This window comes from Streptomyces meridianus, from assembly GCF_023703325.1.
In the GTDB taxonomy this organism is placed as follows: Bacteria; Actinomycetota; Actinomycetes; order Streptomycetales; family Streptomycetaceae; genus Streptomyces; species Streptomyces meridianus.
This window is the reverse complement of record NZ_JAMQGM010000024.1, coordinates 37,880-52,169: the sequence shown is the minus strand read 5'-3', so window position 1 is coordinate 52,169 and position 14,290 is coordinate 37,880. Positions and strand designations below refer to the sequence as shown.

1 protein-coding gene is annotated in these 14,290 nt (G+C 73.6%); it reads left to right on the top strand.

The window, feature by feature from the left end; all coding sequences use genetic code 11:
- Positions 1 to 154 precede the first annotated feature (154 nt).
- Positions 155 to 14,221 (top strand): non-ribosomal peptide synthetase, encoded by a 14,067-nt coding sequence (locus M1E25_RS11670; RefSeq protein ID WP_251413754.1) that lies wholly within the window; start codon positions 155 to 157, stop codon positions 14,219 to 14,221.
- Positions 14,222 to 14,290 lie beyond the last annotated feature (69 nt).

Genomic DNA, 14,290 nt, shown 5'->3' with positions numbered 1-14,290 from the left:
CCCGGCCTTCCCTCGGCACACCGCCTGCCGGACCCCCGGCAAGCGGTGTGCTCCCGAATGTCCAGCCGCCGCCCGGTCACGCCCGGGTGTCTCCCGGCCGCTCGCCTGCGCGCGCCCGGGCTGCTCTCTTGCGTCCTCAGAGGAGTCACCCATCGTGTCCAGTGCGCAGAACACGGTCCGCGCCGTCCGCCCGGAAGCGACGGGCGAGAGCGGGGCGGCATCCTTCCGGTCGCTGCCCGGGCTGCTGGCCGAACAGGCCGTCCGACGGCCGGATGCCACCGCCCTCGTGACCGAGTCGGGCACGATCGGCTACGCGGAGCTCGACGCCCGGGTGTCCCGTCTCGCGGTCCGGCTGCGCGAACACGGCGTCCGCCGGGGCATGTTCGTGGGCGTCTGCCTCGAACGCGGCGCCGGACTTGTCGTGTCCCTGCTCGCCGTGATGCGTGCGGGCGGCGTGCACCTGCCGCTGGACCCCGCGTACCCGGCGGAGCGCCTGCGGTACATGACGCAGGACGCACAGGTTCCGCTGGTGCTGACCCAGGAGTCGCTGCGGCACGTGGTGCCCACGGGTCCCGGGCTCCTGCTGCTGGAGGACCTGCGGGGCGGCGAGCCGGCGCCCGACGCCGGGCGCACCCCGGATGCCGACCTCACCCCGGACGACGCCGCGTACGTCATCTACACCTCCGGCTCCACGGGACGTCCCAAGGGCGTGGTGGTCACCCACCGCGGCATCGCCGACCTCGCCCGCACCCAGCGCACGCGGATGGAGGTGACGCCCACGTCGCGCGTCCTGCAGTTCGCCTCACCCAGCTTCGACGCCTCGGTCTTCGAACTGTGCATGGCGCTCGCCGGCGGCGCCGCCTTCGTCACGCTCCCCCAGGACCGGCTGTTCGGCGACGAACTCACCCGCTCCCTCCGGGAGTACGGCATCACGCACGTCACCCTGCCGCCCGCCGTACTGCCCGCGATGTCCCCGGCCGGGCTCGACGGCCTCGAAGCCCTGATGGTCGCCGGCGAGGCCTGCCCCGTCGACCTGCTGGCCGCCTGGTCCCGGGGCCGCCGCATGTACAACGGCTACGGCCCGACCGAGACGACCGTGTGCGCCACCATGAGCGCCCCCCTGTCCGGTGACGGCACACCCCCGCTCGGCGACGCCGTCGACGGCACCCGCGTCCACGTCCTCGACGCGATGCTGCGGCCCGTCCCGCCCGGCGGCACCGGCGAGCTGTACATCGCCGGCGAGGGACTGGCCCGCGGCTACTTCGACCGGCCGGGACTCACCGCCGAACGCTTCGTCGCGGACCCCTTCGGCGGGCCCGGCGCACGGATGTACCGTTCCGGCGACCTGGTGCACCGCACCGCCGGCGGAGAACTGGAGTTCGCCGGCCGCGCCGACGGCCAGGTCAAACTGCGCGGCTTCCGCATCGAACTCGGCGAGATCGAGGACGCGCTCGGCCGCCTGCCCGGCGTCGTGCACGCCGCCGCCACGGTCCGCGAGGACACCCCCGGCCACCGGAGGCTCGTCGGCTACGCCGTGCCCGCCGCCGGCGGGAGCACCGACGCGGCCGTCCTGCGCGACGCCCTGGCCGCCCGGTTGCCCGAGCACCTGGTGCCGTCCGCCGTCGTCCTGCTCGACGCCCTGCCGCTGACCGCCAACGGCAAGATCGACCGGGCCGCGCTGCCCGCCCCCGCCGCCTCCGGCGCCGCCGCGTACACCGCACCGACGAACGACGCCGAGCGGGCCGTCACCGAGGTCTTCGCCGAGCTGCTGGGCCTCGAACGGGTCGGCGTCCACGACGACTTCTTCGACCTCGGCGGCGACTCGATCCTCGCCGTCCGCGCCCTCTCCCGGATCGAGGCGGCCCTCGGCACCGGTGCCGACCGCCGGGCCCTGTTCACCCACCGCACGGCGGCCCTGCTCGCCGCCCACGGACTCGGCGCCCCCACCGACGAGATACCCCCGGCGGACCGCAGCAGGCCGCTGCCGCTGTCGTCCGCCCAGCGCCGGCTGTGGTTCCTGCACCAGTACGAGAACGGCAGCGCCGAGTACTACACCGGCACCGGCTACCGCCTGCACGGACCGCTGGACCGGCAGGCCCTGCGCACCGCCCTGAACAGCCTGACCGAACGCCACGAGTCGCTGCGCACCACGTTCCACGAGCTGGACGGGCAGCCCGTGCAGCGCGTGCACGACGCCGCGAGCAGCCCGGTGGCGCTCGCCGAGCACGACCTGTCCGCTTCCACGGGCCGGGAGCGGGACGAGCGCACGGCCGCCCTGCTGGCCGCCGAGGTCGAGCAGCCCTTCGACCTGGAGAACGGCCCGCTGTTCCGTGCGACGCTGATCCGGCTGGACGCCGACGAGCACCTGTTCGTGCTCAGCTCCCACCACATCGTCAGCGACGGCTGGTCCCTCGGCGTACTGACCCGCGACCTGACCGCCCTCTACCGCGCGGCCTGCGGGAGTCCGGACGGCGGAGCGGAACTCCCGGCCCTCGCCGTGCAGTACGCCGACTACGCCGCCTGGGAGCAGGCCGGCCGGAACCACGGCGACGCCACCACCGGACGCATCGACCACTGGCGCAGCCGCCTCGACGGTGTGCGCCCCCTGGAACTGCCCACCGACCGGCCCCGTCCCGAGGTCCGCACCACCGCCGGCGCCGAGGTCCGGCTCACCCTCACCCCCGAGGACACGGCCGCGCTGAAGGCGCTCGGACGCCGCCGGGGCGCCACCCTCTTCATGACGCTGACGGCCGTCACCCAGCTGCTGCTCTCCACAGCCTCCGGGGCCGACGACGTCGCCCTGGGCGTCGCCTCCTCCGGCCGCGAGGCGCGCGGCACCGACGACCTCGTGGGCTTCTTCGTGAACCCGCTGGTCATCCGCTCCCGGCCGGACCGCGCCGGCACCGTCGAGTCGTTCGTCGCCGACGTGCGCGACACCGTCCTGGACGCCTTCGCGCACGAACTCCCCTTCGACCGGCTGGTCGAGGAACTCGTCACCGAACGCGACCCGAGCCGCACCCCGCTGTTCCAGGCGATCATGGTGCTGCAGAACGCGCTGCCGCAGCGGGTCGAACTGCCCGGCCTGCGCGTCGACGAGGTCCGGCTGCCGCGCACCGCCTCCCTGTTCGACCTCGTCGTCGAGTTCGAGGAGCGCGACGGGGCCCTGCGCGTGCGCGTCGAGTACAACACCGACCTGTACGACGAGGCCACGGTCCACCGCCTCACCGGCCGGCTGCGGCGCCTCGCCGCGCTGGCCGGCGCCCGGCCGGCCCTGCCGCTGGCCGCCCTCGACCTGCTGTCCGGGGACGAGCGGCGGGCCGTCGAGCAGTGGAACGGCGACGAGCCGGCCGGGGAGTGCGAAACCGTGCCCGCCGTGTTCGCGCGGCAGGCCGCCGACCGGCCGGACGCCGTCGCCGTCATCGGGCCGGACGAGCAGCTGAGCTATGCCGAACTCGACTCCCGCGCTGAGAAGCTGGCGCTCGAGCTGCAGTCCGCGGGAGTCGGGGCCGAGTCGCCCGTCGTGCTGGTCGCCGAGCGAGGCGTCCAGGTGATCGTGGCCATGCTGGCCGTGCTCCGCGCCGGCGGCGCCTACGTCCCCGCGCACTCCGGCTATCCGCAGGAGCGGGTGCGCCGGCTCATCGAGGACACCGGCGCGGTGTGCGTGATCACCGACACGGAGGCGGCGGACCGCGTTCCGGGCGGCGTCCGGCAGCCCGTCCTGGTGCTCGACACCGCCGGGCGGATCACCGGGGACGCGCAGTCGCCGAGCACGACCACTGCGGCGCTGCGCGAGGCGGTGGCCCACCCGGAGCAGCTCGCCTACGTGATGTTCACCTCCGGCTCCACCGGCGTGCCGAAGGGCGTGACCAACACCCACGCCGACATCGTCCGGCTCGCTGCCGACAGCCGATGGCAGAGCGGTCGCCACCACCGCACGCTGTTCCACTCCTCGCACGCCTTCGACGCCGCCACCTACGAGATCTGGGTTCCGCTGCTGAACGGCGGCAGCGTCGTCGTCGCCCCGCCGGAGCAGCTCGACGCGGAGGCGTTCGGCGCCCTCGTCGACGCGCACGGCGTCGAGGCGACCTTCGTCACCGCCTCGCTGTTCAACCTCTTCGCCCACCACAGACCCGACTGTTTCTCCGGCATGCGCGAGGTGCTGACCGGTGGCGAGGCCGCGAGTCCGCAGGCCGTGCGCCGGGTCGCCGATGCCTGCCCCGCCGTCCGGATCGTCAACGCCTACGGCCCCACCGAGACCACCACGTTCGTGACCACGCACGAGGTCGTGGACGCGGACCGGGACAGGGTCCCGCCCATCGGCCGCGCCCTCGACGGCACGCGGCTGTACGTGCTGGACAGTGCGCTGCGCCCGGTTCCGGCCGGGGTCACGGGGGAGCTGTACCTGGCGGGTGCCGGTCTGGCGCGGGGGTACTGGGACCGTCCGGGTCTGACGGCGGAGCGTTTCGTCGCCGACCCGTTCGGGTCGCCGGGCGCCCGGATGTACCGCTCCGGTGACCTGGTGCGCTGGACGGCCGACGGCGAGGTGGACTTCGTCGGGCGGGCCGACGAGCAGGTGAAGATCCGCGGCTTCCGGATCGAACTCGGCGAGATCGAGGCCGCGTTGCTGCGCCGGCCGGAGGTCGGCCAGGCCGTGGTCGTCGTCCGCGCGTCGGACTCGGGCGCGAAGCGGCTCCTCGCGTACGTCGTCGCCGCCGGTGAGCACACCGGGGGCGTGGACGGCGCGGCGCTGCGCGACGCCCTGGCCGCGGAGCTGCCCGAGTACATGGTGCCGGCGGCGATCGTGCCGCTCGAAGCGCTGCCGCTGAACAACAGCGGGAAGCTGGACCGTCGCGCGCTGCCCGCCCCCGAGGCGCACCTGACGGACGATGCCGGGTACGTGGCTCCGCGGTCTGCGGTGGAGTGTGTGCTGGCGGAGGTGTTCGCGGGTGTGCTGGGTGTCGAGCGGGTGGGGGTGCACGACAACTTCTTCGATCTGGGTGGGGATTCGATCCTGAGCATCCAGGTGGTGTCGCGGTGCCGTCGTGCGGGTCTGGTGCTGACGTCGAAGGACGTGTTCGTGCGGCAGACGGTGGCGGCGCTGGCGGGCGTGGTGTCGCATGCCGATGGTGTTGCCGGGGATGCGGCTGTGGCTGCGGATCAGGGTGTGGTGTCGGGTCCGGTGGCGGTGACGCCGGTGGTGGACTGGTTCTTCGGTACGCATCCGGTGGCGCCGGGGCACTTCAACATGTCGGTGCTGCTGGATCTGACCGACGGGTTGGACCCGGCTCTGGTCGCTCCCGCGTTGTCGGTGCTGCTGGAGCGGCACGACATGCTGCGGCTGCGCGCCGATCGGGCCGATGGTGCCTGGTCGCTGCGGACGGTGGCCGAGGAGCCGGTCGACGCGGTGCTGGAGACGGTGGACCTTGCGGGGACCGCTGCGGCGGACGTGGGCGCCGTGATCACCGAGGTCTGCGAGCGGGTGCAGGCGTCGCTGGACCTGGCGGCCGGTCCGCTGGTGAAGGCGGTGCTGTTCGCCGGTGAGGGGCACGCGTCCCGGCTGCTGATCGCCGCGCACCACCTGGTGGTCGACGGGGTGTCCTGGCGGGTGCTGCTCGAGGACTTCGCGGCGGAGTGCCGTCGCCTCGCCGAGGGCGCGACGGCCGATCCGGTGCGCAAGACGGCCTCGTTCGCCCGGTGGGCGGGGCGGCTGAACGCGGCGGTGGCCGAGGGCCGCTTCGACGCCGAACTGCCGTACTGGACGGCGCTGGCCGAGGGCGCCGGCGCCGAGGTGCCGGTGGACGGCGACGCGCCGAACCTCATGGGTGCGCAGCGCACCGTGTCGGTGTCGCTGCCCGCCGAGCGCACCCGGCAGCTGCTCCAGGACGTTCCGGCCGCCTTCCGCACCCAGGTCAACGACCTGCTGCTCGCCGCCCTCGGCCGGGTGCTGTGCGCCTGGTCCGGGCAGGAGAGGATGCTCGTCGACCTGGAGGGCCACGGCCGCGAGGAACTGTTCGACGACGTCGACCTCTCCCGCACCGTCGGCTGGTTCACCACCATCTTCCCGGTCGCGCTCGGATCGGCGGACGGCTGGGACGTCCAGCTGAAGTGCGTGAAGGAGTCGCTGCGGGCGACACCGCACCGGGGCCTCGGCTTCGGCGCGCTGCGCCACCTCGGCTCCGACGAGCAGCGGACGGCCCTGGCCGCGCTGCCGGTGCCGCAGGTGAGCTTCAACTACCTCGGTCAGTTCGACGGTTCGGCCGGTGAGAGCGGCGTCATCGACGCGCTCACCCTCAACGTCGGCGGCGAGTACGCGCCGCAGGAGGAACGCGCGCACCTGCTGGACGTGATCGGCCGGGTCGTCGACGGCCGCCTCGTCTTCGACTGGGCCTACGCCCAGGGTGTGCACGACGAGGAAACGGTTCGCTCCCTGGCCGACGGGCTGCTGGCCGCGCTCGACGAGCTGATCGGCTTCTGCCTCACCGACGGCGTGGGCGGGGCGACCCCCTCGGACTTCCCGCTGGTGCAGCTGACGCAGGACGAGGTCGACCGGCTGGCCGGCGACAGCCGCGACGTCGCCGACATCCTGCCGCTCACCCCGATGCAGCAGGGCATGCTCTTCCACTCGCTGCTGGAACCCGGCTCCCTGTCGTACTTCGAGCAGGTCATGTTCGTGCTCGACGGCGTGACGGACGTGGACGCGCTCGCCCGCGCCTGGCAGCAGGTCGCCGACCGCACCCCGGTGCTGCGCACGTCGTTCGCCTGGGAGGAACTCGACCGGCCCGTCCAACTGGTCCACCGGGAAGCCCGGTTCGGCGTGGAGATCCGTGATCTGCGCGACCTGCCGGAGGCGGAGCGGCGGGCCGCGCTGGAGCGGTTCCTGGCCGAGGACGAGGCGCGGGGTGTGGACCTGTGGCGTGCGCCGCTGTCCCGGGTGGGTCTGCTGCGGCTGTCGGAGAGCCGGGTGCAGGTGGTGTGGACGTTCCACCACATCCTGCTGGACGGCTGGAGCCTGCCGCTGGTGATGGCGGACCTGTTCGCCGCCTTCCGGGGCACCGAGCCGGCGGTGCGGCCGGAGTTCCGGGAGTACCTGGAGTGGATCTCCCGGCAGGACGAGGAGGCCTCCTACGGGTACTGGCGTGAGCTGCTGGCCGGGTTCGACACCCCGGTCGCACTGCCCTACGACCACACCCCCGACGACGTGCGCGCCGCCAGATCGACGGCCGCGCTCGTCGAGAACCTGCCCGAAGCCCTCTCGGCGGCGGTGCACGACTTCGCCCAGGCGCACCGGCTCACCTCCAACGCGGTCGTCCAGGGCGCGTGGGCGCTGATGCTGTCGGCGTACTCGGGCCGGGACGACGTGGTGTTCGGCGCGACGACATCCGGGCGTCCCACCGAACTGCCCGGCGTCGAGGCGACGGTCGGCATCTTCATCAACACCCTGCCCGTGCGGGTGCGGATCGAGCCGGGCGTCACGGTCGCCGACTGGCTGACCGGCCTGCAGGCCGCGCAGCTCGAGTCCCGCTCCCACGACCACCTGTCGCTGGCCCGCATCCAGGCCCAGGCCCAACTGCCCGCCGAAACACAGCTGTTCGACAGCCTGGTCGTCTTCGAGAACTATCCCGTGGACGAGGACAGCGCCCGCGCCCACGGCCTGACCGTCGAGGAGATCACCGCCAACGAGGCCACCAGCTACCCGCTGATGCTCGCCGCCTACGACGGCGAACGGATCGGCTTCCACCTGCGCTACGACCCGCGCTGCTTCACCGAGGCGACCGCCGGCGATCTGATGGCGCGCCTGCTGCATCTGCTGGACGCCCTGGTGACCCGTCCCGAGCGCCGGCTTGCCGAGCTGCCGCTGCTGCCGGACGAAGAGCGCCGCACGCTGGAGACCTGGGGCACCGGCCCCGCCGGGGCCGTCCCCAGCACGCTTCCGGCCCTGTTCGCCGAGCAGGTCGCCGCCCGCCCGGACGCCGTCGCGCTGATCGGCGAGCGGGAGGAGCTGACCTACGCCGGCCTCGACGCCCGCGCCGAGCTCGTGGCCGCCCGGCTGCGAGCGGCCGGTGTCACCCGCGGCATGTTCGTCGGGGTGTCCCTGGAGCGCGGTCCCGGTCTGATCGCCGCGTTCCTGGGCGTGGTGAAGGCGGGCGCCGCCTACCTTCCGCTGGACCCGAAGTACCCGGCGGAACGGCTGCGGTACATGGTGGAGGACTCCGGCGTCGAGGTGATCGTCACGCAGCGGTCGGTCGCCGACCGGATCCCGCCGGCCGCCCGCCCCCTCCTGCTCGACGACGACGCCGCGCTTCCGGACGGCTTGGGCCCGCGCGCGGACGTCCCGCTCGCTCCCGAGGACGCCGCCTACGTCATCTACACGTCCGGCTCCACGGGCCGGCCCAAGGGCGTGGTGGTCACCCACCGGGGCATCGCCGACCTCGCCCGCGCCCAGCGGACGCGGATGGACGTCACTCCCGACTCCCGCATCCTGCAGTTCGCCTCGCCCAGCTTCGACGCCTCCGTCTACGACCTGTTCATGGCCCTGCTGAACGGCGCCGCGCTGGTGGCGCTCTCGCAGGACCGGCTCATCGGCGACGACCTGGCCGAGGCGCTGCGCGAGCACCGCATCAGCCACGTCATCCTGCCACCCGCCGTGCTGCCCACGCTGAACGCGGACGAACTGCCCGACCTGCGGGCGCTCACCGTCGGCGGCGAGGCGTGCCCGGGCGAACTCGTCGACGTCTGGTCCCGGGGCCGGACGATGTACAACGCGTACGGCCCGACGGAGAGCACCGTCGCCGCCACCTTCAGCGCCCCGCTGTCGGGCGGCGGCGCCCCGCCGATCGGCTCCCCGGTCGACGGCACGCGGCTGTACGTGCTGGACGGTGCGCTGCGTCCGGTTCCGGCCGGTGTCACGGGTGAGCTGTACCTGGCGGGTGCCGGTCTGGCGCGGGGGTACTGGGACCGGCCGGGTCTGACGGCGGAGCGTTTCGTCGCCGATCCGTTCGGGCCGGCGGGTGCGCGGATGTACCGGTCGGGCGACCTGGTGCGCTGGACGGCCGACGGGCAACTGGAGTTCATGGGCCGTGCGGACGCCCAGGTGAAGATCCGCGGCTTCCGGATCGAACTCGGTGAGATCGAGTCGGTGCTGCTGGCCCGGCCCGGAGTCCGGCAGGCCGTCGTCACCGTGCGCGAGGACAGCCCCGGCGTGCGCCGGCTGGTGGCCTACGTGGTCGCGGCGCCGGACGCGGACCTCGACCCGAACGGGCTGCGCACCGGTGTCGGGGAGACCCTGCCGTCGCACATGGTGCCGGCGGCGGTGGTCGAGCTCGACCGGATCCCGCTGTCCGTCAACGGCAAGGTCGATCAGCGGGCGCTGCCCGCCCCCGCGTGGGACGCGGTCGCCGACGACGCGGCGTACACGGCTCCGCGCAGTGCGGTGGAGCGGGTGCTGGTGGAGGTGTTCGCGGGTGTGCTGGGCGTGGACCGGGTGGGGGTGCACGACAACTTCTTCGATCTGGGCGGGGATTCGATTCTCAGCATCCAGGTGGTGTCGCGGTGCCGTCGTGCGGGTCTGGTGCTGACGTCGAAGGACGTGTTCGTGCGGCAGACGGTGGCGGCGCTGGCGGGCGTGGTGTCGCATGCCGATGGTGCTGCCGGGGATGCGGCTGTGGCTGCGGATCAGGGTGTGGTGTCGGGTCCGGTGGCGGTGACGCCGGTGGTGGACTGGTTCTTCGCCACGCATCCGGTGGCGCCGGGGCACTTCAACATGTCGGTGCTGCTGGATCTTGCCGGCGGGTTGGACACCTCGGTCGTGCGGCCGGCTCTGGCGGGGCTGCTGGAGCGGCACGACATGCTCCGGCTGCGCGCCGAACAGAGCGCCGACGGCACCTGGGCCCTGCACACGGTGGCCGACCAGCCCGTCGACGCGGTGCTGGAGTCGGCGGACCTCTCGGGGGCCGCCGATGCGGACGCCGAGGTCGCCCGGATCTCCGAGCGGGTGCAGGCGTCGCTGGACCTGGCGGCCGGTCCGCTGGTGAAGGCGGTGCTGTTCACCGGTGAGGGGCAGGCGTCCCGGCTGCTGATCGCCGCGCACCACCTGGTGGTCGACGGCGTGTCCTGGCGGGTGCTGCTCGAGGACTTCGCGGCCCTGTGCCGCGGGGCCGCCTCCGGTGAACTCCCGGACCTGGGGCCGAAGTCGGCCTCCTTCGCCCGGTGGGCGGAGCGGCTGAACGCGGCCGTGGCCGAGGGCCGGTTCGACGCCGAACTCCCGTACTGGACGGCGCTGGCCGAGGGCGCGGGCGCCGAGGTTCCGGTGGACGGCGACGCGCCGAACCTCATGGGCGCGCAGCGCACCGTGTCGGTGGCGCTGCCGGCCGAGCGGACCCGCCAGCTGCTCCAGGACGTTCCGGCCGCCTTCCGCACCCAGGTCAACGACCTGCTGCTCGCCGCGCTGGGTCCCGTCCTCGGCCGGTGGGCGGGCCACGAGCGGACGCTCGTGGACGTCGAGGGCCACGGCCGCGAGGAGCTGTTCGAGGACGTCGACCTGTCCCGCACCGTCGGCTGGTTCACCACCATCTTCCCGGTGGCCGTGCCGGGCGCGGGCGACCCCGCGACCCGGATCACCACCGTCAAGGAGTCGCTGCGGGCGATGCCGCACCGGGGCCTGGGCTTCGGCGCGCTGCGCCATCTGGGCTCGGACGACCGGCGGGGCGCGCTCGCCGCCGTCCCCCAGCCGCGGGTGAGCTTCAACTACCTCGGTCAGTTCGACGGTTCGGCGGCCGAGGAGGGCGTGTTCACCTCCGCCGCGCTCGGCACCTCCGGCGAGTACGCGCCGCAGGAGCAGCGGGCCCATCTGCTCGACGTCGTGGGCCGGGTGACCGATGGCCGCCTCGTCTTCGACTGGGCCTATGCCCAGGGTGTGCACGACGAGGAGACCGTGGCCGGGCTGGCCCGCGCCTTCCTCGCCGAACTCGACGAGCTGATCGGCTTCTGCCTCACCGACGGGGTGGGCGGGGCGAGCCCCTCGGACTTCCCGCTGGTGGAGCTGACGCAGGCCGAGGTGGACCGGCTGGCCGGCGACGGCCGTGACGTCGCCGACATCCTGCCGCTCACCCCCATGCAGCAGGGCATGCTCTTCCACGCCCTCCACGAACCGGACTCCGCCTCCTACTTCGAGCAGCTGCTCGTCGTCCTGGACGGGGTGACAGACCCGGACGGCACGGACGCGCTCGCCCGCGCCTGGCAGCAGGTCGCCGACCGCACCCCGGTGCTGCGCACCTCGATCGCCTGGGAGGGCGTCGGGACGCCGGTGCAGATCGTGCACACCGACGTCGCGCTGCCCGTCACCGTCGAGGACTGGCGTGATCTCCCGGAGGCGGAGCAGCGGGCGGCGCTGGAGCGGTTCCTGGCCGAGGACGAGGCGCGGGGTGTGGACCTGCGGTCCGCGCCGCTGTCCCGGGTGGGCCTGCTGCGGCTGTCGGAGAGCCGGGTGCAGGTGGTGTGGACGTTCCACCACATCCTGCTGGACGGCTGGAGCCTGCCGCTGGTGATGGCCGACCTGTTCACCGCTTTCCGCGGTGCCGAGCCGGCGGTGCGTCCGCAGTTCCGGGACTACCTGGAGTGGATCTCCCGGCAGGACGAGGAGGCGTCGTACGGGTACTGGCGTGAGCTGCTGGCCGGGTTCGACACCCCGGTCGCACTGCCCTACGACCACGCACCCGACGACGTCCGCACCTCCCGGTCCTCCCGGCGCATGGGCTGGGACCTGCCCTCCGTGCTGTCCGACGCGGTCAACGCGTTCGCCCAGGCCAACCGGCTGACCGTGAACACCGTGGTGCAGGGCGCGTGGGCGCTGCTGCTCTCGGCGCTCTCGGGCCGCGACGACGTGGTGTTCGGCGCGACGACCTCCGGGCGTCCCACCGAACTGCCCGGCGTCGAGAACGCGATCGGCATCTTCATCAACACGCTGCCGGTGCGGGTGCGGATCGAGCCGGGCGTCACGGTCGCCGACTGGCTGACCGGGCTCCAGGGCGCGCAGCTGGAGTCGCGCTCGCACGACTACCTGTCGCTGGCCCGCATCCAGGCCCAGGCCCAACTGGCCGCAGACACCCAGCTGTTCGACAGCCTGGTCGTCTTCGAGAACTATCCCGTGGACGAGGACAGCGCCCGCGCCCACGGCCTGACCGTCGAGGAGATCACCGCCAACGAGACCACCAACTACCCGCTCACCCTGAGCGCCTACGCCGGCGAGCGCATCCGTGTGCTCCTCGGCTACGAGCCGGGGCAGTTCGAGGAGGAGACGGTCCGCGGGCTGCTCGACGACCTCGCGGTCCTCGTCGGAGAACTCGTCGCCGATCCGGCACGGCTCCTCGGCCGGCTCCCGGGCGCCTCGGCCGAGCACATCCGGGAGTTCACCGACGGCGGCAGCGCCGTACTGCCCGAGCGCACGGTCACCGAGCTGTTCGCCGAGCGGGCCGCCGCCCGCCCGGACGCCGTCGCGCTCGTCGGCGAACGGGAGCAGCTGACCTACGCCGGACTCGACACCCGCGCCGAGGAGTTGGCCCAGTGCCTGCGGGACCACGGGGTCGGCGCCGAGGACCGGGTCCTGATGCTGATGCCGCGCTCGGTGCAGGTGCCGGTCGCCATGCTGGGCGTGCTCAAGGCCGGCGGCGCGTACGTGCCGGTGCACGCGGCGTTCCCCGCCGAGCGTGTCTCCTGGCTGCTGGAGGACACCCGGGCAGCGGCCGTCATCGTCGACCCGTCCATGCTGGACCGGCTCACCGACCCCGGCGTCCCGGTGATCACCCTCGCCACGGACGGCACCCCGGTGCCGCACGGCCCGGCGTCCGCCCCGCCCCGCCGGCCGGCGGGACGCGCGAGCCGCCCCGCCTCGCCGGACGGCAGCGCGTACGTCATGTTCACCTCGGGCTCCACCGGAACCCCCAAGGGCGTCACGGTCAGCCACCGCAACATCGTGGCGCTGACCCGCGACCACCGGTGGAGCGAGGGCCACGAGCGGGTCCTGTTCCACTCCCCGCACGCCTTCGACGCCGCCACCTACGAGGTGTGGGCGCCGCTGCTCGCCGGCGGCACCGTGGTGGTGCCCCCGGCCGGGGACCTGACCGCCGAACTGATCCGGGAGCACACCGAGAAGCACGGCGTCACCGCCATGTTCCTCACCACCGCCCTGTTCAACCTGTTCGCCCAGTCCGACCCGGCGTGCTTCGCGGACTTGCGCACCGTGTGGACCGGCGGCGAGGCCGCCAACCCGGCGTCGTTCGTGCGGGTCCTGGACGCCTGCCCGGAGACCGAGGTGGTGCACGTCTACGGCCCGACCGAGACCACCACCTTCGCCACCTGCACACCGCTGACCGGCGACCAGGCGCGGGCGGCGGTGACCCCCATCGGCGGCCCGATGGACAACACCCGCGCCCACGTCCTGGACGCGCTGCTGCGTCCGGTGCCGCCCGGCGTGCCGGGCGAGCTCTACCTCGCCGGCGACGGCCTGGCGCACGGCTACGAGAACCGTCCCGCGCTCACCGCCGAGCGGTTCGTGGCCGACCCGTTCGGCTCCGGCGGCCGCCTCTACCGCACCGGTGACGTGGTGCGATGGCAGGCCGACGGGCGGATCGAGTTCATCGGCCGCGCCGACGGCCAGATCAAGATCCGCGGCTTCCGGGTCGAACTGGGCGAGGTGGAGAACGCCCTTGCCGAGCAGCCGGGGGTGGCGCGCGCGGCCGTCACGGTCGCCGGCTCGCCGTCCGGAGCCAAGCAGCTCGTCGGCTACCTGCTGCCCGAGGACGGCGCGGCACCGGAAGCCGAGGAGGTCCGCGGCGCACTGGCCGCAGCCCTGCCCGGCTACATGGTGCCGTCCGTGCTGCTCACCATCGACGATCTGCCGCTGACCCCCAACGGCAAGGTCGACCGCCGGGCGCTGCCCGACCCCGACTGGTCGCAGCTGACCGAGTCCCGCTACGTCGCCCCGGAGACGCTCACCGAGGAGGTCGTCGCGGAGATCTGGGCCGACGTGCTGAACCTCGAACGGGTCGGCGTGCACGACAACTTCTTCGAGATCGGCGGCGACTCGGTGCGCAGCATCCAGATCACCGGCGGGGTCGAGGAGGCGTTCGCCGTCCGCGTCCCCACCCGGACGCTGTTCGAGAACCAGACCCTGCGGGCCTTCGCCGAGGCCGTCGAGGAAGCGGTGCTCGCCGAGATGGACGACTGACCGGTGCGATCCGTCGACCGCTTCCCGAGCGACCCCCGACCGAACCGGCTGCGACCGCGGCCGAGCGCA